Raw genomic sequence first — 22391 nt, forward strand, 5'->3', positions numbered from 1 at the left:
TTTAGGATTTAAAAGTACCATTATATACAGCCTTATCCCAATGATATCAATCACCGCACAATATGATTTTTATTAAAAGAGCATGTATGATGCTAAGTACCGTTCGTAAAATAAAATCAAGGTTGCATGCATTTAAAAGGTATTTTTATTAAACATTGCTAATCCTTTTATTTGCCTTACCCTTTGTAATCAAAATGCAATAACAAGATTTTAAAATGGACACATTTTATACATTAATAAAACGGGCCAAACATTTTTTCGGTAAAAATTTTGAACGATTGTTCTGGTGCCTGTCGCTGTTACTACTGTTTTGTATGCGCCCGGAGAGCAATGCTCCCACGATCTGTATTTTAAGCAGGCTCAACATACACGCATGCCCCGGATGCGGAATAGGCCATGCTATACATGACGCCCTGCACCTGCAACTGGCATCATCATTTCACCATCACCCGCTTGGGATACTGGCAGTCATTATTATTTGTCATCGTATAGTACAACTTTCATTAAAACCAAAATTGATATTGACATGAGCACCAATTTAATTACACTGATACCTACCATTGAGCCTGATGAACTTGCCTTTTTAAAGGCTTTTACCAAAGATCTTCCGGAAGATAAACTGCATCTTTTTATTTCGCTGTACAATGCAAAACGCAAACGATCAGAAACCATCTTAATTTGTTGCGTACTTGGTTTTGTAGGTTTTGCCGGCATTCAGCGGTTTGTTGCCGGACAAATTGGAATGGGCATCCTTTATTTTTTTACCGCGGGTCTTTGTTTTATTGGTACCATTGTAGATACCATCAATCACAAAGAACTAACATTTGAACTGAATCAAAAAATGGCTATAGAGGCAATGGGAATGGTAAGAGGTTTTTAAGAAAAGCGGGAGCTTTTTTAACTGATATTGTCTGAGCTGCTGTTTTATTTCGAAGACCACTTGAACGGCCACTCTTTAAAGCTGCAGCAAGCCAAAACGATACAAACTATTCACCGGTTTATTATCCCAAAAAAGTTCAAAGTCTTCCAGGTTGTTTACTTCATAGTTTTCCTTTACCTGCTGCAGCGTATACACGTCATTGTTATGTACTGACAGTTTTTCCAGCATGGCTGCGAGCCAATCGCCTTGTTGTTCATTTACTTTAATGCTGACTGTTTCTTTTTTATTCTGAAAAATCAATTCGGTCATCGGCCAATGATTTCCTTTTTTTGATTTGGTAAAATGCACTACCCGGGGCCTTGTGCCCAGCCAGGTTATTTTTGCGCCGGGCTTTGCTGTAGTGGGTTCCTGTTGTTCCAGTGCCTGTACAATATAATCAGGCGGTACGCTTGTCCTGGGCACTTTAAACTCAAACCATTTTTGCAGAGGATAGTCAAAACAGGCGCCATGCATATAATTTAGCAACGATTTTTTTAACCCAAAACTAAAGGCAGGATGATCAGCACCTGTTGGATCGGTGTGTTCAATATCATTATTGGCGAAACTGCCTGTCACCTCGCTCATTTTTTTCACTTTATATTTTTCAGGCTCCAACCCTACAGGGCTGTGTGCCGTCATGGTAAACTGGTGCCAGAAGGCAGATTGCAAAATCCCTGCTTCAAAAAGCTGCCTTACCATTTCCAATGAATCAATCGTCTCCTGTACCGTTTGCGTTGGAAATCCATACATCAGGTAGGCATGTACCATAATACCGGCTTCCGAAAAATGCTTATTTACTTTTGCCACCTGTGCCACGGTTATGCCTTTTTGTATCAGTGCAAGCAGGCGGTCGGAAGCCACTTCCAAGCCACCTGATACAGCAATACAACCCGAGGCTTTCAAAAGCAGGCATAAATCCCTCGTGAAACTTTTTTCAAAACGAATATTCGTCCACCAGCTGACAGTTAGTTTTCTTTTGATGATTTCAATAGCCAGCGCACGCATCAGGGCAGGCGGCGCAGCTTCATCCACAAAATGAAAACCGTTCTGCCCGGTTTGCGCAATGATTGTTTCCATACGGTCGCAAAGCAATTGCGCCGCGATAGGTTCATATAGTTTTATATAGTCGAGTGAAATATCACAAAAAGTACATTTGCCCCAATAGCAGCCGTGCGCCATAGTGAGCTTATTCCAGCGTCCATCGCTCCATAAACTATGCATGGGATTGATGACTTCAATGGCGGAAATATATTTATCAAGCAACAGATCGCTATAGTCCGGTGTACCAACCTGTCCCTGTTTATAATCGCTGCAGGCTGCATTATTGATATAAGTTACCTGACCGTTCACCAAGGTAAAAGTCCGCTTCAGCTTGTCAATGGCTATTTTACCATCCAGGTATAGCAACAGGTTTTCTACCGGCGCTTCACCATCATCGAGTGTAATAAAATCATACATTTCAAACACCCTTGCATCGCTCAGCGAGCGGAGTTCTGTATTGGCAAAACCTCCTCCCATAGCCACTTTCACGCCGGGATATTGTTTTTTTATAAACTGCCCGCAGCGAAGTGAAGTATACAGGTTACCAGGAAACGGAACTGAAATAGCAACCAGGGAAGGATTGACTGAATCCATCTTTTTTTTAAGAATTTCAATCAGCAATTCATCAATATAGGTATAGTCTTTTTGCAGTTCTGCATATAGTTCATCAAAACTGTTGGCGCTTCTGCCCAACTTTTCAGCATACCTGCTAAAACCAAAATGCACATCCACGCACTCTGTTATTAAATCCGATAAATCTTCCAGATACATGGTTGCCAGGTGCTTTGCTTTATCCTGGATGCCCATACTGCCAAAAGCCCATTTCAAATCATCCAGTTGTGCAAAACGACTGGCCTCAGGCAAAAAATTTCTGTTGCCGATAAGATGTGACAGCGTTGGATTTTTTCCCTGCAAAAACAAAATAACCGCATCAATGGTATTAATATACTCCTGCTGCAACGCAATTATCCTGCAGCCATTCTCCGACCATTCTTTATCGGGAATGACGCTGAATAAATGTGTCAATCCTTCTTTACAAAAAATAGCAAGTGTTACTTCAATCCCCAAATCGGCCTGGAAGGAAGGAATATTTTTTGTATTTAAAAAACCCTTGAGATAAGCCGTAGCAGGATAAGGCGTGTTTAACTGCGTAAACGGTGGTGTTATAAAAAAAACGGGAGCGCTCAATGATGTGTATTTGTTTGCAAAATTATCGGTTAAAAATTAAATGCCGGTTGATTGCATTTGCATATTCCATTATTCAGTTTTTGGTGACGAAAGCTTCAATAAGATTACCGGAATTGATTAAAGTTGTTTTTTAATGAAAATCGGAACATCAAAAAATAAGTATTCAGCTGGTTTTGATCATGGTATAAGTAAACTTTGCATGTTTTTTCCAACTTCCTTTTTTGGGTTTTTTACCGTTCCATTTTGATTGTGCTTCAAGGGTATTTTTATCTATCATTCTTAGAAAACAATACATCTCCTGCCAGTTTTTCTGATTACCTGTACCAACATTTGTAAATGTTCCCCAACACCAAAGTGTGGGTGAATAAGATGTATCAAGGGAATAATTCATGAAGTTTCCGTTGTAATAGTTTTTCCCGTTTTTCCAATAGTATAATTTATAGTGAGCACTGTCTGTAAATACAAAGCTGATACTATCTGAAAATGTCTGCTTATTGTATGTCCAGGACGTCCCGATAAGATCATTATAGTTAATTTGTTGACCGAAAAAGTTTATTGAGATTGTTAAACATATAAACAGAAGGCTAACTTTCATATTGGCTAAGGTAATAAAAAAGGCTGCTAATTGCAGCCCTTTTAAAATGAGTCAGATTAGATTAAAAAGTTAGTTACTTACTACCCCCAAACACCGACTTCAAAATACCTGTAACCTGCGCTGCAGGGTCTTTCCGTATCTTTTGTTCCTGCAGGCTGATGTTTAAAAATAAACCGCTCAACGCTTTTTCGGTAACATATGCAGTAAGATCAGGATTTACCTTGTTGGCAGAAAATTTATTGTAATTGCTGAATACATCTTTCCAATATTTGGTTGCATCTACTTTTACAAGGCTGGCTTCAATTACAGGTCTGAATTTTTCAGTCAGCTCCATGGTAGTTGTTTTCCTCAGATAATCCGTGGCAGCAAAGTCGCCACCCTTCAAAATTCCCAAACCATCACTAACACTCATTTGCTTGATGGAGTTCCAGAAAATATCTCCAACCCCGCTTGCTGCGTCTTCCGCCGCCCGGTTCATTGAAAGAATGGCTTTATCTACTAAACTTCCCATCCCCAAATTACGTAAGTTTTTTTCTACCTTCTGGGCTTCTGCCGGCATTAAGATTTTTATGGCGGCATCGGCAAAAAATCCGTTTACAGCACTCAATTTTTTGCTGCTGCTATCCGTACCTACTCTCAATGCTTCCTTTAAACCAGCAATAATATCGTCATTACTCAGCCCCTTTCCCAAACCTGAAGAGCCCGAACCCGGTGTAACCTTATCAAGCAAACTTTTTCCGGAGGTACTGTCTTTTTTTGTAACCTTATTCATGAGGCCTTTAAGACCTTGTGCATGAGCAGTTAAAGCAAGCAATGAAAGCCCGATAAAAATGGTAGTAATTTTTTTCATATAATATTTTGATTAGTAGGACAAATTTAGTGGTGTAACGTTTAATGTGCTTATTTAGTTTCTACCTTTATCTTTTTTAACAATTTGCAATATGCCACAGTTATCTTTTTGGGAAAAGGAAAGTTTTTTTGCACCACAGGATGTTATCATTGTTGGCAGTGGATTTTCCGGGTTATGGAGTGCGCTGAAACTAAAAGAAAAAAATCCCGGTTATAAGATAACGATCCTTGAAAGAGGCGTAATACCAACAGGGGCCAGCACCCGCAACGCCGGCTTCAGCTGCTTTGGAAGCCCGGGAGAATTGATAGCAGATGCGATGACAATGGGAGAAGATAATATGTGGCAGCTGGTTGAAATGCGCTTTAAAGGTCTCCGGCAAATAAGACAATATTTTGATGATGCTGCTATTGATTATGATCCGTGCGGCGGCTATGAATGCTTTTCGGAACAATCAGCAGACTGGCATGAATGTGCCAACAAACTTGACTGGCTTAACAGCGGACTGCATACAATTACCAGCCACGAAAATTTATTTAAAATTGCTGACGAAAAAATAACTGAATTTGGGTTTGAAGGTTTCACGCATCTGGTAGAAAATAAGCTGGAAGCAGGAATACATTCGGGCAAACTCGTGCAGGCACTACTGCAAAAAGTACAGGGAATGGGAATACAGGTTTTAACGAATATTGAAGTAAAGCATTTTGATAAACATTCCAGAGGAATACAATTACATGCCATCGCAGGCAACGAAAAAATGGAGATTTCTTTTTATACAAATCAACTCCTGCTTTGCACCAACGCCTTTACAAAACAGCTGTTACCGCAGATAGATATCGTGCCAAACCGTGGACAGGTGCTTATTACAGCACCTATCGCCAATCTTAAATTTAAAGGTACGTTCCATTTTGACCAGGGTTATTATTATTTCAGAAACGTAGGCAACCGGTTGTTGTTAGGCGGCGCCCGAAATAAAGATTTTAACAATGAGCATACGCTGGAGATGGAGACTACCTCTTTAATACAAACCGCCTTGCAGGATTTTATTGCACAACACTTACTTCCGGAAACAAATTATACTGTTACTGATACCTGGAGTGGTATTATGGCAATGGGTAGTGAGAAAAAACCGTTGATTCAGCAAATAGAAAGTGATGTTTTTTGTTGTGTACGGATGAGCGGAATGGGTGTTGCCCTTGCACCCGAAGCTGCCCGGAAAATCGCCGGCATGATGAATTAAATATTTATTGCTTAATGAGTTTCTTTGTAAACCTGTTTGCTCCTTCTTCAACACTAAAGATGTAAATCCCCTTAGCTAAAGTAGCAACGCTGATAGTTGTTTTAGCCGAATTAAAAGTGGATGTGTATACTTTACTACCGGATACATTGTAGATATTGATTGTTTTCAGCGTTGCCGATTTTAATGTTGACGCACATTCAATTGTAACATTCGATTGCATCGGGTTGGGATAGATATTTACCCCAATAACCGGTTTTGCGACCGCTATCGTATCCACGGTAATTACGGGGCTGGCTTGTACCAATGTGCTATCGCATGCAAACGATGTTAAGAATGAATTGCGGATGTTATCCTTTTCAAACAAGGCACGCATTCTCGCTTTCTGGCCGTTTGTAAAAAGGCTCATACAGGCATCATTTGCAAAATCCATAAAGTTCATGAACATGTCCCCATTACCATCAGGCGAGCAATTGGATACATGTGGAAATGATGGGCAGCCATAATTATAATACTGTTGAGTCGGTGTATCATCTACTTCATCCGAACCGCAGACTGCATCGCCCCATACATGCTTTAATCCAAGCCAGTGACCGGTTTCATGAGTAGCTGTTCTCCCTTTATCATAGGGCGAACGTACATTGCCGGTACTCCCAAAAACGTCATACGCAACCACCACTCCATCTGTAGCTGCAGGGCCACCGGGTACACTGGAATAGCCAAGTGTTCTTCCTCCCATATCGCAAACCCAAATATTCAGGTACCGCTTACAGTCCCAGGCATCATCACCACCCTGTGCCGTATATTTCATCGCATCCTCCGGGGAAAAAACCTGTGTACCGGTATATTTTCTTATTATTCCTGAAGTTCTTTTTCCCTGTGGATCTACCTGTGCAAGACAAAACCTGATCTTGGTATCGGCGGCAAGGGCGCTAAAAACTGCGGGCGTATTAACCTTGTCAGCATTTAAATTACTGTAATCATTGTTTAAGACAGTAAGTTGTGATTGAATTTGCGCCAGGCTTATATTTTGAACCCCTGTATTGTACAGTACATGTATGACTACAGGCAAGTAAATAATTTCGTCTGCTACTATATCCCTTTCACCAGCGGCCTTGCTTGTAACAGCCTTTATCTGTGCTTCCGCCTTGTTGATGGAATTACCTAAGCCAGCGTCTGCTTTAATGAGTTGCTGAATGTAGTATGCCGTACCACACCTGCGTTGCGCATTTGCAACCATTGTTGGTAATAATAAAAGCAATACAAGGCCCGGGATAAATTTCATAAACCAAAAATTTGAATAGCAAAAAAATAATTTGGCTCATGGGGATACACAAAACACTTGTCAGAGGTATTGGAGAAAAGGCCTGGAGGCCAACAATAAAAGAAATGGGATTTTTTATCTCAGAATAAAAAGCGGGCTACGGTATTATTAAAATAGAAGTGGTTTCAAATATCCGTTTCAGAGATAACATAAAAATAGGGAGAATAACGTTACCGGCAAAAAATATTTGCATTCTTTTATTGAAGACATTGCTTTAAAGCTGCGGGGCTTTAGTACTTTTGCCCACAAACGAATTAAATTTTAATGACAAAATATTTTCTATCAGCTGGTCTTTTGCTATTAGCAGCCTGCAGCAATAACAACGACAATACCGAACCCTCCACGCCTGCAGAATCACCTTCTACCGGAATTGCAGCTCCTCAAAACATTACTTTAAATATTATCGGCATTTATCCGCATGATACAAGTGCCTATACACAGGGACTGGAAATACACAATGGAAAATTATATGAAGGAACAGGTGATTATGAAACATCCTCTTTACGTGTAACCGATATAAAAACAGGCAGGGTGGAACATAAACATGTAATGGGCACAGGTAAAATTTTTGGAGAAGGCATCACCATTTTTAATAATAAAATTTACCAGTTAACCTGGCAAAGCCACGTGGTAAATGTATACGACTTGAACAATATAGATAAACCAATCCAGACTTTCAATTGGCCATATGAGGGCTGGGGCATTACACACACTGACAAAGAACTCATAATAAGTGATGGGTCTGCCAATTTATATTTTGTGAATCCGGCAGATTTCAGGGTAAGAACTACCATACAGGTTACTGATAATACAGGGCCGGTAACTAATTTGAATGAACTCGAAATGATCAACGGTTTTGTTTTCGCCAATGTATATACAATGGAGTTCATCGTAAAGGTTGATCCCGCCAGCGGCCATGTGGTGGGCAGGATTGATTTACCTGGCTTGAAAGATCAGTATTTTAAAAACCAGGTTGTTGCAGACAGAACAGATGTACTGAATGGCATTGCTTATGACAGCACCAGTAAAAAGCTGTACATCACGGGGAAACGCTGGCCTAAAATGTTTGAAGCTTATATTAATCAGTAAGCGACAGAGCCGTTGTATGAAAATAGTAATTGATATACACTTGTGAAAGAGGAAACATTTTTTTTGTGTGTAACCCGGTAATCTTCCGTTGGAAAAATTTAGTCAGCCAGATCAGGGGTTAACTACATTGCCAAACAGGTTAAAACCATTTTGCAGAAGGTACAAACCAATTATTGCCAAACCGGCCGCTACCAATACAATTGCCCAAATCCACCAGCGGTCTTTCGCCGGAGTTATTTCTTCTGCTTCCACGAAATAGCCGCTCATTTGTGTGTTGGTAGTTTCCTTATCTCCTACCAGGATGGTGTGCTCTGCGTTCTGCCTGATTACCCTTGTTGCAGTAACATCCGGCATAAACAACGGATGAATGTGGGATGGTATAAAGTCAATGGCACCGTTTTCCTTTTTAATAAAGTCACCAACCCCTTTTAAAGTAACAGTTCCATTTTCTTCAATGTCTTTCCTGATTATTTCACTGAGTGCTGAAAATTCATTGAAGACACTTTCTTCATTTTCATTTGCCGGGGAAAAACTGATAAACGGTGCAGGTGCTTTGATTACTGCTGCGGCAACATTACTTACTGCCGGATAATTTTTTAAAGACAGGATGCCGATACCGGGCAACCGGCATATTTTTTTTTGAAAAAGTGTTGGGGCTATTAAATATTCCATGATAGATTGTATGGATCAAAGATAGCAGGATATTATATCAAAAACGGTTTCATTTAATGACTCAGTAATAATTTTTTAATGTGGCGGCAACAGCCCGGACGCTGTTAAAACTTCAACAGCACACCAGCCAAAATATTTGTTCCGTATACCTGGTATCCATACCAGCGCTGGTATTTATTATTCAGGATATTATTGATGTCAAGCCAGGCGCTTATTTTTTTGTTGATCGAAACTTCAACACCCGCACTCAGGTCCGCAGCGCCGCTTAGTGCCTTATTGACATTGCCGGGCAAGAGGTAAGATGAACCGGTGTAAGCAGTAAAATCGCTCTTAATCATAACCTGTTTAAATGCCCACCAGCGAAGCGATGCTTCAATTTGCAGCGGTATTGTTCCCCAGGCTTTGTTATTATCGTGCATACCAGTATAGCCGTTAAAAGTGAGCCCACCTGTAATAGTAAATTTATCCTGACTTATATAACTTAAGTCGCCGTGTAAGCGCAGGTCAGTCAGTTTACTTTCGTTACTTATTTTGAAATACCTCATGTCAGATGCAGTATCGTTTATAAAAAACGGCAAGTTTTTGTAGCTAAGCAACCCTGCTTTTGCACTGAAATTGAAATGCTTTCCAACGGATGCTTTTACGCCGCCATACAATTCAGTTTCTTTTGTATTTAGTTGTGCAGAAGTAATCGGGGCCAGGTAAGGATTTAGCGTCGTTAAATTCTGATAGTTGTTTTTAATAAAACGGCCGATTAAACCAGCCTGTACCAAAAAAGGTTTATCAGGTATTTGAGCTTCTCCATAAAAATTAGGTAATACACTTAACTGCCCATTATCCCATGCAGGCGTTACACCACCATGAAGTGAAAGTGAAGGCGTAGCGTACACCAGTTCCGGCGCAATTGAAAAAATATAGTTGTTGAATTTAAAATTATTGGGGATATAGTTTTGTGTGGTATAAGTGGTGATATCAGCCTTGGCAGCCACTTTTACAGAGAATACGTCGCCCAGTGTTTTATCAACAGGAGCTTCTATCAGCAAAGAACTTTCCGTGAGGTGTTTACGATTACTGAATATGTTGATCTCCACATTTGGATTATAATTTATACCCGACTCATTGGCATCTTTATTACGAAAACCAGCCTTCAATTTAATATCGGTTAAACGTTGTAATACATCATTTCTGTTGTAGGTATGCAACGCATGGTCGTACCCGTATAAATAGTAATCATACTGGCTCACACCTGCGCTGCCGTATACTTCATTTCTTGCTGTAAAATAACTACCGGCAGCTTTTATATTCATCTTGCTATAATCCTGGTTGGCAATTTTTCCTTTGGATGAAATATAATCCGCATACACATTTACCAGGCTTGTTTTTCCATCTCCAAAACTAAAACCCGCATTGATATATGGTGTTGAATAATTTCCGAACCCTGCTTTCAAAAAATTTCTTGATCCCATATCCAGGCTGGTGTCCTGAGCAAGTGCAAGTGGCTTTAACGCCATCGGTTGGTAGGTATAAAATAAATTTTGCGAAGGAATAGAATAGGGTGCAACCTGTTTGGCCGTATCAGCGGTCAGATTGCTCGCCGAAAAATTAATTTTAACTGCATTGCGCAAGACAGGTTTATAGCTGGAAGTAATATCAATGCTCTGCTTTTTTGCTGTGTCTTTTTGTGCCAGACATGCCAGTGCCGGTAAACAAAATAAACCTGTAATAATACTTTTTATGCGCATGGTTATAATTATTGTAATGTGCTTTTTAAAATGTTTACTGATGGTTTAAACAGTTACTAATTTACTTTTGACAATTCTTTTTCTGCTGCTGTTGCCTTATCCAGTTTTTGCTGGGCCGATGTTTTCAATTCCGGTATAGTTGAGTTTTGCGCCACACTCTGGTAAGTAGCTTTTGCGTTGAAAAAATCTTTCTGCTGCATAAAAATATCGCCCAATAAAATATAGCTGCTGGTAAGCCAGTAATCGTAACTGCTGGTTTCTTTTATAACCACCTGTGCCGCTTTTTCGGCTGCAGTATAATTACCGAGGCTGAACAAACAATTGGCAATTTCATAACGGGCCTCAGCTCCCCAGGCTGATTTATTGATTGCTGCACATGATTTAAAGGAAGCAATAGCACCGTTGCAATCATTACTTTTTTGCTGTGATTTACCCAACACTAAAAAAGCTACTGATCTATCGTCAGTACTGATTCCCTTTCCCTTTAATAAATCCTTGGCAACTTCGTTTGCCTGGTCGTATTCTTTTAGTTGGTAATCGCACCGCACCAATCCCCTTGCGGCTTCCAGTTGGTTATCCTGGTTAACAGCACCAGCCCGCAATATTTCGAACGTCTTCTTTGCGTTGGCATAATCTTTCAATTCAAAATAGTAAATGCGGCTGGCGGCTAGTGCAGCTCTTTCAAAATATTTGTTGATGCCTTTGCCGCTTACATAGTTGTACCCAATCAATGCATTGTTCCAGTCCTTATTTTTTAAGTAGCATTCACTGCGGAAAAAATTAGCCTCCAATACTGAAGCACCGGCCGGAAACTGCAATAAGTAATTGGTGAATCCTGCAATGGCACCGGCGCAATCGTTGTTGTTATACTTTAGTTCTGCTGCACTGTATGTTATACCATCCGCTTCGGTTGCAGAAATATTTTTGCCGTTTTTACGCATCAGTTCAACATATTCATTCGGCTTGCCGGCTTCTACATAAATATTCTTGATATTATCCAGCGCTTCGTCTGCTTCTGCAGATTGCGGGTATTGCTGTATCAATTGCTGGTAATTTGTTAAGGCCTGATCGTTGTTGTCCAGGTTATAATAACTTAATCCAAGTTTTAGATAAGCTTTTGGTTTTAACCCTCCGGCATTGGTATTTGACAGTACTTTCGTTAAATAAGGAATAGCTTCCCTGAATTTTTCATCAGCCATATATGTATTGGCAATTTCCATTGTAGCATCAGGTACAAGACTGCTTTGGGGGTACAAACGCGTTAAGCTGTTGAGTCCTGCAATTTTTCCGGTAGCACTTTTTATGCCTGCTATCATAGATTTCTGAAACATCGCATAATCGCTCTGAGGCAGCGCATTGCTGATTACCACATCATACATAGTATTTGCTTTAGCAAAATCCTTCAGCATAAAATAATCATCTGCACTTCTTACATAAGCGTCCTGTTCTACAGGAGTGGCTGTGGTAGCTGATTTTGCGATAGGTTCAAAATTGGTAAGAGATTGCTTGTAACTTTCTTTTTTCATCCAGCAGTATCCCAGGTCGTATTTAGCAGTAGCAGGTGTTGCCTCTCCCTGTGCAGGCGCACCGCTCTGCAAATAGAAAGTCAGGTATCGTATGGCCGCGTCATAATCAGGTATACGATAGGCTATTTCCCCTTTCCAAAAATTGGCGTAAGGTGTAACAGATGATGCCGGCAATTTCAGAATTTTTGTAAAGAGATCATCTGCCTGTGTTATCTGCTGATCATTCAAATATTCAACGGCACGGCCATATAAAATCCGCGGATACACATTTTGCATTGATGCCGTCGGCTTGCCGAAAGATTCATACAAGGCGAGCGCATCATTAAAATTATTTGTATTGGCCAGCAAGCCTACCAAAATTTCTTTTGCTTCATTGGTATAAGTTGAATTTGGATAGTTGTTTAAAAATTTTCTCATTTCATTCAATGCCACGTCCTGGTAACCCAAGTCGTAAGATAACTTGGCATAATTAAAAAGAGAAATTTCCTGCTGCTGTTTATTGCTGCTGTTATTGGCACAATATTGAAAAGCAGTTCTTGCATTGGCTTTTTGATTGGTTCTCAAATAACAATCGCCGAGCAGGTACATGGAATTTTGTCCCAATGAATCCTGTTCATTACTTAACTGTTTAAACCCTGCAATTGCTTTAGTTAGCTGCTTTGCTTCATAGTAACAGTAACTTACTTCATACAAATCTTCCTTGCTTACTTTTTTCGTATTGTTTACGTAATATTCAAGTAGTGGCAAAGCTTTGGCGTAATTCTTTCTTTCAAAATACATCTGGCCCAGCAGCTGTTTCATCTCCTTGTCATAGTACAGCCCTCCCCTGCTTAAAACACTTTCTCCGTATCTTAAAGATTCATCTTTTTTATTTTGAAAATAGTAGATTTCGGCAATGTAATACGGTACTACACTTTTGTATTCGTCCTTCATCTCTACCAGCTTAAATGATTTTAAAGCTTCTGCATAGTTGCGGTCGTAATAACTTAAAAATCCATAATAGTAATTGGCCGGAATATAATATTTGTTATCCGGCAACTGGTGAATTTCATTGAACAATGGCTTTGCATCTTTAAACCTTTTAAGATTAAAATAGCAATAGCCCATTTCAAATTTAGCATCCGCAATCTCTTCATTACTCAGGTTATCCAGCGATGCCTTTTCATAATATTTTATTGCATTGGCAAAATCATTTTTTACAAAATAGAATTTGCCCAGGTGGTAACTCATCAGTTCCTGCCTTGGTTCATTATTTATCCAATCTATGTAATACTTTGCCTCTTCTTCAGCAACAGGCAACTGCAATTTTAAACGGCACACGATGTAGTAATAATTTACATCATCATGCAGATAAACATTGTTGCTTTTTTGTTCATCAGGATATTCCTTCTTTACAGCTTCCAGTAAGGGATAAGCAAGTGCGTATTGCTGTTTAATAAATAGTTCCTTCGCATCTTTAAATTTCTTTTCCGCATCGGTAAAAACATGTGTGGGCTGTGCAATCAGCGTTAATGAAAACAGCACTGCAGTAAGCAGTAAAAAATAAGTAGGTTTTATCATGTTGATTGTTTCTTTCATTATTGCCAGCTGTAAAATTAACTATATTGCCAGTTAAGCAAACACCATTCCAAAGCCTTTGTTAATAAGTGGATAACTGTTGGATTGAGAACGAAATGTACAGTCGAATGCCTGTTAAAAAAAAGATAAAGAAAAAATTTTCACATAGCTTTTTAATCACTTGATGAATTGCCGGAAACAAATAGTTACTTAAATAACGAGATGTATTTTATTGAAAGGTGGTTTTAAAATTTCTGTTGTGCCATAATTTTTACTGCATGAATAATGATAAAGATTAAATTGCCGGAAATTTAGAACGCTTAAAAAATTACGATGAAAAGATTGTTCTCATCAAAGTACAGTGCCAACGCTGTTAATGCAGGGATGCTGGTGTTAAGGCTGGGGCTTGGTATTTTAATGCTGGTGAATTATGGCTACCATAAAATAACTCATTTTAGTGAAACAGCCCGGCACATGCCAAACTTGCTTGGTATGGGTACAACAGTCAACACGGCATTAATAATTTTTGCAGAATTTTTCTGCAGTTTGTTTATTATTCTTGGTTTGTTTACAAGATTTGCATGCATTCCGCTGATCATCGCTATGAGTGTTGTTTTATATAAAGTAACTCACCTTGATTTTTTTGGACAAGGAGAAAAGGCTGCACTCTTTCTTACGGGTTATCTTGCTATATTATTAATCGGCCCGGGCAAGGTCAGCGTGGATGGGATGATAGGAAAATAATCCTGTCTTACGTCTCATTGCAGCCATTTTGATTATCAATTATCCGAGTTGGCCAATTGCCAAAGAACGAAATTTACAACATGTATACAACATCAACCCAGATAAGAATTCATTATGCTTTAACCGACCAGATGGGTGTTGTATATCATGGTCACTATGCCCAGTTTTACGAAATTGGAAGAGCTGAAGCTATCCGCGAACTGGGATATAGTTACAAGGATATTGAAGCAATGGGGATTATAATGCCCGTGGTTGATATTCACAGCAGGTTTTTAAGACCTGCAAAGTATGATGACCTGATCACGGTTAAAACAACACTGAGAGAATTGCCGGTACACCACAAGATTGTTTTTCACTCAGAAATATATAGTGAAGATGGGGCGCTATTAAACACAGGCGATGTAACGCTGTACTTTATGGAAGCCAAACATATGAAACGCTGCGAAATGCCCGCAGCGTTAAAGGATAAATTAGTGGCGTATTTTAAAGAAACAGAAGAATAAAAAAATCTCTATTTCTCAGCCACCTGCTGTCAAACCATAGTCACCAATCTGAAAGAGATGAGATATCAAAAATCAGCCATCAGACATCGAATTATACCTTAAACGTCTCTCTCCAGTTCAGCATACCACCGGTTAAATTTCTTACATTGGTAAATCCGGCCGCTTCCAAAATCAGGCAGGCCTGTCCGCTGCGGTTTCCGCTTCTGCAATACACGATCAGTTCTTCATTTTTATACGGTTCCAAATCGTCAATCTGCATAGACTGTATATGGCCCAATGGCAGCAAAGTGCCGCCAATATTGAATTCTGCATTTTCATTTGGTTCCCTTACGTCTATAATATTCAGTTTTTCCCCGGCTTGCTGCCTGGCTTTTACTTCTTCAGCTGTAATTGTCGTCATTGTTTGGTTGTGTTAATTTTTATTGGTAGAAACAGAATCCGGTAATACCATTTCCTTTGAAATATAAATATCCATCAACTGCCCGGGATGTATGTACACGGGCTTTTTTTCATCATTGTATCTATCAGGATTTTGCCGGTATATAAAGGAATTGGCGGTATCTTTAATAGCATCTTTTGCAATCACCGCTCCTATGTTAACGCCAAGTGCTTCCAGCGTTATTTTACCTTCCGCAAATGTTTTGCCTACCAGTTCCGGCACCATGATCTGTTCATCCTGTAAACCTCCGGCAATCACAAGTGATATTTTACTTCCCCAGATTACTTTTTCACCAGCCTCTATCTTTTTTCCATTATACTGTTGCTCTAGGATGGACCCTTTCATAAAATCAGGTTTGAAAGTCGTATCGCCTAACTGCAAATGACTTCGTAGCAACAGATCCAGCGCAAAGCCGAGGCTTTTGCCTTCCAGTTCAGGCATTACTACCATCGGCGGCATGTACCGGTTAACGGTTAAAAAAACGGTCCGGTTAACTTTCACCGTGGCATCCGCATCCGGCAATTGTTTTATTACAATACCCCGTTGCAAGCTATCCGTAAAAACAGAGTCCTGAATGGTTACATCAAAGCCTTTGCTTTCCAATAATTTAATCGCCTCTTCCGTGCGCTTACCTTTTACAGAAGGCACGGTTAAATATTCGCCATGTTTGGTGACCCATCCCAGCATTTCCAGCGTTAAAAATATCAGCAAAAATGCCAGTATAGCTGCTACCAGCAGGTTAACCCAAAAAGGACGGTCGGTGATAAATTTAAACATAGTTTTTAGTTCAGTATGCTTTTTTGCAACGCTGCAAAGAAAGCATTCAGTAATGCATTATTGATTCAAACACTCTTCTATTAAAGTGGTGTAAAACTGCTTTAAAGTCCAGCCCATGGCGGCTACCTGTTGCGGTACAAGACTGGCTTCGGTTTGCCCGGGCACGGTATTAATTTCAAGTAAAAAAGGTCTGTCACTTACTTCGTCATAAATAAAATCAATCCGCACAATTCCTTTGCAATTGAAAATCGCATACGCCATCCTGGCCGCATTGCGTACTTTTTCAGCGATAACTTCTGCTACCTTAGCAGGCGTAATTTCTTCGCTTGCGCCATGGTATTTTGCTTCGTAATCAAAAAAAACATTTTTGGTAATAATCTCTGTAATAGGCAATGCAATGATTTCACCTTTTGATTTAAAAACACCAATGGTAAATTCTCTGCCCTTTATAAATTCTTCTACCAACACCTGGTCATCTTCTTTAAATGCCCTGTCTAACGCGTTCTGCAATTCAGCAGCTTCACTCACCTTGCTCATTCCAATACTGCTGCCACCATTGTTTGGCTTAACGAATACAGGCAGTTTTAATGTGTTTAATATTTCAACGGCTTCAATAGTTCCTGCTTTAAAAAGATGCAGTGATTTTGCTACGGCCATGCCTGCAAAAGCTGCCACTGCAACCGTGTAACGCTTATTAAAGGTTAAGGCAGATGTTGCTGTATCGCAAGACGTGTAAGGAATATTAAGGCAATCAAAATATCCCTGTAATTTGCCATCTTCACCAGGCGTTCCATGCAGGCCGACCAGCACCGCATCAAACGTTATTTTTTTACCGTCTATAGTCAATGAAAAATCATTTTTATCAATATTGATTTTTTCTCCTGCAGTAGGGACATAAAACCATCCGGCTGGTGTAATATCAATCGTATAACAATCCCATTTCTCCCTGTCAACATGTTGTTCTATGGTGGCAGCGGATTTATAAGATATTACAGCTTCGCCCGAATAACCACCTGTAATTAATGCGATTGTTTTCTTCATAAATAAAAAGAGAAGGGTTGTTTAAGCAAAGAAACGAAAATTGTTTATAGTTTCAAGCCGGCAAAAAATAGTTTAAATATACTTTGTGAGCCAAAGGCAGGCCGTATTTTGTATAAAGCTGTCAATCAATCAGGGAATAGTTATACCTCCCAATCTTTATTTCTCATCTTCTATGCCTTCATTACCAGAATCAAGCATTAGTTTCCAGCTGCCATCAGCCAGCTTCTTCCACACGTTTACGTAAGTGCCATGCATGGCGGAATCACCGTTTTTTGGAAGTACTGAATATACGCCAAAGGTATAGCCCAGGTCGCCGGAAGCAGCTATATTGCCTCCTTTCGGTTGCCAGATCATTGTGTAAGCACTGTCGTTTGACTGGCTTATAAAGTTGATAGCATCTCCGCCAATCAAAGGAAAACTGTTGGGGCGCAGCAGTACGCCGTTGCTGTCAATAAACTGCATCATTGCGGCCCTGGTGCCTTTTACTTTACTCATTTCAGAAAACGAAATTTCCGCTGCAATCATTTCAGCACGTTGCTCAGTGGTATCTTTTATTTCTTTTTTTCTGCTGCAAGCCATTAATAAAAAAAGAGGCATCAATAAAAAGTACAATCGCTTTTTTAGCATAATTCAATTAAAAGATGAAAAAGAAGTTTTGAAGGCTGGCATTTGTAAATTAAGCAAAAAAATAACAGCTGATTTGCGTGCGTGTTGCAATTATACAATCAATTAACAAATAAAAAAAAAGCGAAAGTATTTTGCAATACCCTCGCCATGATGCAGGAAATATCACCTGCCTAAGTAAGCCCGAAGGCTATATTGATATTTTTTAAACTGCAAAATTAAACGTGCAGCCTGTCTTTTTTAGCCAGTAAAGCGTCAACGGTTTCTTCGTACATTTCATCCGGCACACAACAATCAACCGGGCAAACAGCGGCGCACTGCGGCTCTTCGTGGAAACCCTGGCACTCGGTACATTTGTTTGGAGTTATATAATAAGTGTCTACACTAACCGGGGAATTGCGTTTATCTGCATCTACCTGCGTACCATCTAACAAAGTAAATAATCCCTTTACAGTGGTACCGTCAGATATAGCCCATTCAACGCCACCTTCATAAATAGCGTTGTTAGGACACTCAGGTTCACAGGCACCACAATTAATACATTCGTCTGTAATTTTAATAGCCATTACTTTTGATTTAGAATTTTGAAATTGCGAATTTTGAATATTGACAATACAAAATAAGATTATCGGGATGAAACTACAAAATCGAATTGCATTATTATCAGCGCTTAGAGAATATTTGGTTGATAATGGTGAAGAACTTCAGGCTATCAAACATTCCGCATCTCTATACAACGGCTGGTTTACGATTGAATTCATTGATACAGCAATTAAAAATATCACGGAGCAGTTTTTAAGCGTTGAAAAATTGCAGCCCTGGGCCAATCATTATTTTTTGGACGATAGCATTCATCCGAAAAACGTGGGCATTGTAATGGCTGGTAACATTCCCCTTGTTGGCTTTCATGATTTTTTATGCGTTTTCATCAGTGGCCATAAGCAAACCATTAAACTATCTTCCAAAGACGATGTTTTGATGAAGCATCTGATAGAAAAAATGGTGAGCTGGGATGGAGCTGTAAAAGACCTTGTTGTTTTAGCTCCTTTTTTAAAAGGTTGCGATGCCTACATAGCCACCGGAAGCAATAACAGCGCCCGTTACTTTGATTATTATTTTTCAAAGTATCCTTCCATCATCCGTAAGAACCGGACTTCGGTCGCCATTTTAAGAGGTGATGAAAGTATGGAGACACTTGAAAAATTGTCAGATGACATCCATATCTTTTTTGGATTGGGTTGCAGAAATGTCACAAAAATTTTTGTTCCTGAAGGATATGATTTTGTACCGTTGCTGCAGTCGTTTCACCGGTATAAATATTTTGCAGATCATCATAAATACAGAAATAATTACGATTATAATTTGTCTGTTCAGATTATGAACAACCGTTTTTATATGACCAATGAAACTACATTGCTTGTGGAAAGCGATGCTATTTTTTCACCCATCAGTCAGCTGAACTACGGCTTTTACAAGGATGCAGTGCCAGTAACTGATGCTTTAAAGCAAAACGAAGAAGTGCAATGCATTGCGGGAATAGATATTCCTTTTGGTGAGGTGCAAAGCCCCGGATTATTTGATTATGCAGATGGTGTGGATACAATACAATTTTTATTAACTTTATAGAGCATCTACGAAAGCCTTACTAATTAATTGTTAAAGGTGCCCTGCGGTAAATAACATTTTGTCAGAGCATCGTTACTTTGTACTGCAAGGCACAAAAATTGATTTTAGTAGCTGAGCTTGAAGGGTTTTAAAATAATTAAAATTAAAATTTATACAAATGAAAATTAAACAGGTATTTTTTACAATTGTAATCAGTGCTGTTACTGCATTTGGTGTAATGTGGGGATACAGCAGTTATGTAAAAGCAGGTAATACATTTGCAGGCCAGGAAAAAGGTATTATTCCAGCCAACTACAAATTAGCAAAATTGACCGAGGGCAATACAACACCTCCCGGCGCCGTGGATTTTACACAATCTGCTGCAGCAGCATTACCAACCGTAGTGCACATCAAAACAAAAACCAATGCCAAGCAGGTAAGCAACAATTTACCCAAGTCACAAAACAGAAATCCATTCAGCGATTTATTTGATGACGACATGTTGCAACAATTTTTTGGTAACAGAAATGGTGGTGGCTATGTTCCTGAGCAAAGAGCTTCGGGTTCTGGCGTTATCATCAGCCAGGATGGCTTTATTGTAACCAACAACCATGTGGTTGAAAATGCAGATGAATTAACAGTAACACTGAACAATAAAAGATCATACACAGCTAAAGTAGTTGGCCGGGATCCTGCATACGACCTGGCAGTTATTAAAATAGATGCTACTGGCTTACCGTTTCTTTTGTATGGTAATTCAGATGATGTAAAAATTGGTCAGTGGGTGCTTGCGCTGGGTTATCCTTTAAATTTAGAGACTACGGTTACAGCTGGCATTGTCAGTGCCAAATCAAGAAGCCTTGGTTTAAACAAAGGCACTAAGTTAAATTCTGCGGTAGAATCATTTATACAAACTGATGCAGCCGTAAACCAGGGAAACAGTGGTGGTGCTTTGATTAATACCGGCGGCGAATTGATTGGTATAAACTCTGCTATAGCCTCTCCCACCGGTTATTACTCTGGTTACTCATACGCCATCCCGGTAAACATTGTAAAAAAAGTGGTAGATGATATCATTAAATATGGCAATGTACAAAGAGGATTTTTAGGTGTTGCCACTGCCAATACCTATGACCTTCCTGAAACTGAAAAGACAAGATTAAACCTTAAATATTCAGGTGATGGATTGGTTATTACAGATGTATCAGCCAACAGCGCCGCGGTTGAAGCAGGTTTAAAGAAAGGGGATATTATCAAAAGTGTAAATGGTATTTCGGTAACACTGCCATCTGAATTGCAGGAACTGGTAACCCGTTACAAACCCAGTGACAAAATCAATATCGTGGTTTCAAGAGATGGAAAAGATATTTCTACCTCTGCGACTTTAAAAAATAACATGGGCACTTTTGCCATCGTTAAAGCAGAAAATACTACGCTTTCAAAATTAGGTGCAGATTTTGTAAACCTTGATCCTAAGAAAGCAAAAGAGTATGGAGTACCCGGAGGTGTGATTGTTAAGAAAATAAATGAAGGTGCGCTAAGTGATCAGTCGAGAATGAGAGACGGTTTCATTATTGTAAAAGTGAATGATAAAGAAGTTAAAAATATGGATGAGCTCAGCAAGGCTATCGGATCTTCCAAAAGCGTTACTATCAGCGGATTTTACCCTGGTTCAGATGGTTTATATGACTATCCCATTATGCTGGATAGCGAGTAAGATTTGAGAAGCTGAAATCAGTAAAAAATCCCCTTGCAAAAGGGGATTTTTTTTATGTACTATTACTACCAGGCGTTGTTTCGCTTACCGCAATATTCTATGAAGTAATGATCACTTTCTCCATTACATCACCACCACGGATATCGTCGATGATATCCACGCCTTCTGTTATTTTACCAAAGCAGGTATGTACGCCATCCAGGTGCTTTACACCATTACGGTTGTGGCAAATGAAAAACTGGGAGCCACCGGTGTTACGTCCACGGTGTGCCATTGACATTACACCACGGTCATGTATTTGTTTGCTGCCATTTAATTCGCAGTTAATAGAATAGCCGGGGCCACCTGCACCTGTACCATCAGGACATCCGCCCTGTATCATAAAATTTGGAATTACCCGGTGAAAAGTCAACCCATTGTAGAAACCCTGGTTTACCAGTTTTTTAAAATTGGCTGCTGCTATCGGTGCATCATCATCGTAGAGTTCAAATTTTAAAACACCTTTGGCGGTATGTATCTCGCCGGTTGTTAATTGTACGTCGCTCATTGTTTTTTTGTTTTTATTACGCTGCGAAAGTACAAATTAAGGCGCAATCGGAAATGTTTTTGAAACCAGGATAAAACTGTTTTTGATAAACGTAAATCAAAACACGTCTTTTATAAGCATAGTTTTGTTGTTAAAAGAGCAACTTCCACCGCTAACCTGGCGCAGTAATAATTTTGCTACCGGTGCATTAGGTGATAACACCAATATGGTTTCGCCCTCAAACACTATTTTACCGAGCCCTGCTGCTATAAAAAATTTTACATCGTCACAAACAACCACGCTTCCGGCAGCCACGGTAACATGCAACCTGCTGCAATCAACCGATTTTAGTGCCGCCAGTTCATGCTGGTTGGCTACCAATTGCCGGGCATGCATATCTTTCTCTAAATGGCTCATGGCACGGCCGGTTTCATATTTATCTCCTGCACTGCTTTTTTCCTCACTGTTGGCTGCCGCTTGGGCGTTGTCCATTGCCAGCAAAGCTGCATCAATTCTCTGCTGAATGGATTGCATACAATGCTGCAGCAGGCGGTTTTTAAAATAGAGTTTATCAGTCAAGAATCAAATTTTGTATTTTATAAATTGAAATGGTTCTGCTTGCAGCCTCCCTGATACATGAGAACTTCCTTCAATTTTGCAGGCTTCTGTTAATTAAAA

General features: G+C 39.6%; 22 protein-coding genes. 8 read left to right on the top strand and 14 right to left on the bottom strand.

Annotated features, from left to right (window positions below):
- Positions 1-215 precede the first annotated feature (215 nt).
- Positions 216-530: a DUF2752 domain-containing protein gene (locus QWZ08_RS16690; RefSeq protein WP_290338634.1), complete on the top strand. Its 315-nt coding sequence runs from the start codon at positions 216-218 to the stop codon at positions 528-530.
- On the top strand, positions 527-880 hold the full coding sequence (locus tag QWZ08_RS16695) for an NINE protein (RefSeq protein WP_290338635.1): 354 nt from the start codon (positions 527-529) through the stop codon (positions 878-880). Before QWZ08_RS16690 ends, QWZ08_RS16695 begins: the two co-directional genes overlap by 4 nt.
- A gap of 75 nt (positions 881-955) precedes the next feature.
- On the opposite strand, the gene QWZ08_RS16700 is transcribed toward QWZ08_RS16695, so the two are convergent.
- The 3 genes from QWZ08_RS16700 to QWZ08_RS16710 form a co-directional block, all read right to left on the bottom strand.
- On the bottom strand, positions 956-3148 hold the full coding sequence (locus QWZ08_RS16700) for a B12-binding domain-containing radical SAM protein (RefSeq protein WP_290338636.1): 2193 nt from the start codon (positions 3146-3148) through the stop codon (positions 956-958).
- Between the two features lie 163 nt (positions 3149-3311).
- The gene (locus QWZ08_RS16705) at positions 3312-3539 is read right to left on the bottom strand and encodes a hypothetical protein (RefSeq protein ID WP_290338637.1); all 228 of its coding nucleotides are present in this window, start codon (positions 3537-3539) and stop codon (positions 3312-3314) included.
- 277 nt (positions 3540-3816) lie between these two features.
- Entirely contained in the window at positions 3817-4593 is a 777-nt protein-coding gene (locus tag QWZ08_RS16710) for a DUF4197 domain-containing protein (RefSeq protein WP_290338638.1), read from the bottom strand.
- A gap of 91 nt (positions 4594-4684) precedes the next feature.
- Between QWZ08_RS16710 and QWZ08_RS16715 the strand changes: the two genes are divergently transcribed.
- A complete protein-coding gene (locus tag QWZ08_RS16715; RefSeq protein WP_290338639.1) occupies positions 4685-5830 on the top strand; it encodes an NAD(P)/FAD-dependent oxidoreductase in 1146 nt (381 codons plus the stop codon).
- Positions 5831-5834: 4 nt separating this feature from the next.
- Here QWZ08_RS16715 and QWZ08_RS16720 read toward each other — a convergent pair whose 3' ends face one another.
- Positions 5835-7112, bottom strand: coding sequence for a T9SS type A sorting domain-containing protein (locus tag QWZ08_RS16720; protein WP_290338640.1), 1278 nt, complete (start codon positions 7110-7112; stop codon positions 5835-5837).
- 303 nt (positions 7113-7415) lie between these two features.
- On the opposite strand from QWZ08_RS16720, the gene QWZ08_RS16725 reads away from it, so the two are divergent.
- Positions 7416-8240, top strand: a complete 825-nt coding sequence (locus tag QWZ08_RS16725; protein ID WP_290338641.1) for a glutaminyl-peptide cyclotransferase — start codon at positions 7416-7418, stop codon at positions 8238-8240.
- Positions 8241-8351: 111 nt separating this feature from the next.
- On the opposite strand, the gene QWZ08_RS16730 is transcribed toward QWZ08_RS16725, so the two are convergent.
- From QWZ08_RS16730 to QWZ08_RS16740, 3 genes are all read right to left on the bottom strand, one after another.
- Positions 8352-8912, bottom strand: coding sequence for a hypothetical protein (locus tag QWZ08_RS16730; RefSeq protein WP_290338642.1), 561 nt, complete (start codon positions 8910-8912; stop codon positions 8352-8354).
- A gap of 104 nt (positions 8913-9016) precedes the next feature.
- Positions 9017-10654, bottom strand: a complete 1638-nt coding sequence (locus QWZ08_RS16735) for a TonB-dependent receptor (protein WP_290338643.1) — start codon at positions 10652-10654, stop codon at positions 9017-9019.
- Positions 10655-10710: 56 nt separating this feature from the next.
- Complete coding sequence (locus QWZ08_RS16740; protein WP_290338644.1) at positions 10711-13758, bottom strand: tetratricopeptide repeat protein; 3048 nt, start codon at positions 13756-13758, stop codon at positions 10711-10713.
- Between the two features lie 312 nt (positions 13759-14070).
- Here QWZ08_RS16740 and QWZ08_RS16745 point away from each other — a divergent pair, with 312 nt between their 5' ends.
- Together QWZ08_RS16745 and QWZ08_RS16750 are read left to right on the top strand one after the other, a co-directional pair.
- A complete protein-coding gene (locus QWZ08_RS16745; RefSeq protein ID WP_290338645.1) occupies positions 14071-14481 on the top strand; it encodes a DoxX family protein in 411 nt (136 codons plus the stop codon).
- 80 nt (positions 14482-14561) lie between these two features.
- Positions 14562-14984, top strand: coding sequence for an acyl-CoA thioesterase (locus QWZ08_RS16750; RefSeq protein WP_290338646.1), 423 nt, complete (start codon positions 14562-14564; stop codon positions 14982-14984).
- 91 nt (positions 14985-15075) lie between these two features.
- On the opposite strand, the gene QWZ08_RS16755 is transcribed toward QWZ08_RS16750, so the two are convergent.
- The 5 genes from QWZ08_RS16755 to QWZ08_RS16775 all read right to left on the bottom strand — a co-directional run bounded on the left by QWZ08_RS16755 (position 15076) and on the right by QWZ08_RS16775 (position 18431).
- A complete protein-coding gene (locus QWZ08_RS16755; RefSeq protein WP_290338647.1) occupies positions 15076-15384 on the bottom strand; it encodes a rhodanese-like domain-containing protein in 309 nt (102 codons plus the stop codon).
- A 12-nt stretch (positions 15385-15396) separates the two neighbouring features.
- The gene (locus tag QWZ08_RS16760) at positions 15397-16200 is read right to left on the bottom strand and encodes a PASTA domain-containing protein (protein ID WP_290338648.1); all 804 of its coding nucleotides are present in this window, start codon (positions 16198-16200) and stop codon (positions 15397-15399) included.
- 57 nt (positions 16201-16257) lie between these two features.
- On the bottom strand, positions 16258-17241 hold the full coding sequence (locus QWZ08_RS16765) for a D-alanine--D-alanine ligase (protein ID WP_290338650.1): 984 nt from the start codon (positions 17239-17241) through the stop codon (positions 16258-16260).
- A 156-nt stretch (positions 17242-17397) separates the two neighbouring features.
- Complete coding sequence (locus QWZ08_RS16770) at positions 17398-17868, bottom strand: YybH family protein (RefSeq protein ID WP_290338651.1); 471 nt, start codon at positions 17866-17868, stop codon at positions 17398-17400.
- Positions 17869-18083: 215 nt separating this feature from the next.
- Positions 18084-18431: a 4Fe-4S dicluster domain-containing protein gene (locus QWZ08_RS16775; RefSeq protein WP_290338652.1), complete on the bottom strand. Its 348-nt coding sequence runs from the start codon at positions 18429-18431 to the stop codon at positions 18084-18086.
- A 67-nt stretch (positions 18432-18498) separates the two neighbouring features.
- Here QWZ08_RS16775 and QWZ08_RS16780 point away from each other — a divergent pair, with 67 nt between their 5' ends.
- Entirely contained in the window at positions 18499-19491 is a 993-nt protein-coding gene (locus tag QWZ08_RS16780; protein WP_290338653.1) for an acyl-CoA reductase, read from the top strand.
- A gap of 157 nt (positions 19492-19648) precedes the next feature.
- Positions 19649-21187 carry a trypsin-like peptidase domain-containing protein gene (locus tag QWZ08_RS16785; RefSeq protein ID WP_290338654.1) on the top strand — a complete coding sequence of 513 codons (1539 nt, stop codon included), beginning with the start codon at positions 19649-19651 and terminating at the stop codon, positions 21185-21187.
- 97 nt (positions 21188-21284) lie between these two features.
- Here QWZ08_RS16785 and QWZ08_RS16790 read toward each other — a convergent pair whose 3' ends face one another.
- Both QWZ08_RS16790 and QWZ08_RS16795 read right to left on the bottom strand, forming a co-directional pair.
- Positions 21285-21734: a peptidylprolyl isomerase gene (locus QWZ08_RS16790; RefSeq protein WP_290338655.1), complete on the bottom strand. Its 450-nt coding sequence runs from the start codon at positions 21732-21734 to the stop codon at positions 21285-21287.
- A gap of 96 nt (positions 21735-21830) precedes the next feature.
- Positions 21831-22292 (bottom strand): hypothetical protein, encoded by a 462-nt coding sequence (locus tag QWZ08_RS16795; RefSeq protein WP_290338656.1) that lies wholly within the window; start codon positions 22290-22292, stop codon positions 21831-21833.
- Between the last annotated feature and the right edge of the window lie 99 nt (positions 22293-22391).

This window comes from Ferruginibacter paludis, from assembly GCF_030409685.1.
Lineage (GTDB): Bacteria > Bacteroidota > Bacteroidia > Chitinophagales > Chitinophagaceae > Ferruginibacter > Ferruginibacter paludis.

What these genes read in the sequence shown, in the direction of transcription:
- QWZ08_RS16755 (WP_290338647.1), bottom strand. Translation starts at nt 15,384, where the DNA reads ATGACGACAATTACAGCTGAAGAAGTAAAAGCCAGGCAGCAAGCCGGG.
- QWZ08_RS16775 (WP_290338652.1), bottom strand. Translation starts at nt 18,431, where the DNA reads ATGGCTATTAAAATTACAGACGAATGTATTAATTGTGGTGCCTGTGAA.
- QWZ08_RS16740 (WP_290338644.1), bottom strand. Translation starts at nt 13,758, where the DNA reads ATGAAAGAAACAATCAACATGATAAAACCTACTTATTTTTTACTGCTT.
- QWZ08_RS16720 (WP_290338640.1), bottom strand. Translation starts at nt 7,112, where the DNA reads ATGAAATTTATCCCGGGCCTTGTATTGCTTTTATTATTACCAACAATG.
- QWZ08_RS16695 (WP_290338635.1), top strand. Translation starts at nt 527, where the DNA reads ATGAGCACCAATTTAATTACACTGATACCTACCATTGAGCCTGATGAA.
- QWZ08_RS16705 (WP_290338637.1), bottom strand. Translation starts at nt 3,539, where the DNA reads ATGAATTATTCCCTTGATACATCTTATTCACCCACACTTTGGTGTTGG.
- QWZ08_RS16780 (WP_290338653.1), top strand. Translation starts at nt 18,499, where the DNA reads ATGAAACTACAAAATCGAATTGCATTATTATCAGCGCTTAGAGAATAT.
- QWZ08_RS16715 (WP_290338639.1), top strand. Translation starts at nt 4,685, where the DNA reads ATGCCACAGTTATCTTTTTGGGAAAAGGAAAGTTTTTTTGCACCACAG.
- QWZ08_RS16735 (WP_290338643.1), bottom strand. Translation starts at nt 10,654, where the DNA reads ATGCGCATAAAAAGTATTATTACAGGTTTATTTTGTTTACCGGCACTG.
- QWZ08_RS16760 (WP_290338648.1), bottom strand. Translation starts at nt 16,200, where the DNA reads ATGTTTAAATTTATCACCGACCGTCCTTTTTGGGTTAACCTGCTGGTA.
- QWZ08_RS16710 (WP_290338638.1), bottom strand. Translation starts at nt 4,593, where the DNA reads ATGAAAAAAATTACTACCATTTTTATCGGGCTTTCATTGCTTGCTTTA.
- QWZ08_RS16785 (WP_290338654.1), top strand. Translation starts at nt 19,649, where the DNA reads ATGAAAATTAAACAGGTATTTTTTACAATTGTAATCAGTGCTGTTACT.
- QWZ08_RS16765 (WP_290338650.1), bottom strand. Translation starts at nt 17,241, where the DNA reads ATGAAGAAAACAATCGCATTAATTACAGGTGGTTATTCGGGCGAAGCT.
- QWZ08_RS16770 (WP_290338651.1), bottom strand. Translation starts at nt 17,868, where the DNA reads ATGCTAAAAAAGCGATTGTACTTTTTATTGATGCCTCTTTTTTTATTA.
- QWZ08_RS16745 (WP_290338645.1), top strand. Translation starts at nt 14,071, where the DNA reads ATGAAAAGATTGTTCTCATCAAAGTACAGTGCCAACGCTGTTAATGCA.
- QWZ08_RS16750 (WP_290338646.1), top strand. Translation starts at nt 14,562, where the DNA reads ATGTATACAACATCAACCCAGATAAGAATTCATTATGCTTTAACCGAC.
- QWZ08_RS16790 (WP_290338655.1), bottom strand. Translation starts at nt 21,734, where the DNA reads ATGAGCGACGTACAATTAACAACCGGCGAGATACATACCGCCAAAGGT.
- QWZ08_RS16725 (WP_290338641.1), top strand. Translation starts at nt 7,416, where the DNA reads ATGACAAAATATTTTCTATCAGCTGGTCTTTTGCTATTAGCAGCCTGC.
- QWZ08_RS16690 (WP_290338634.1), top strand. Translation starts at nt 216, where the DNA reads ATGGACACATTTTATACATTAATAAAACGGGCCAAACATTTTTTCGGT.
- QWZ08_RS16730 (WP_290338642.1), bottom strand. Translation starts at nt 8,912, where the DNA reads ATGGAATATTTAATAGCCCCAACACTTTTTCAAAAAAAAATATGCCGG.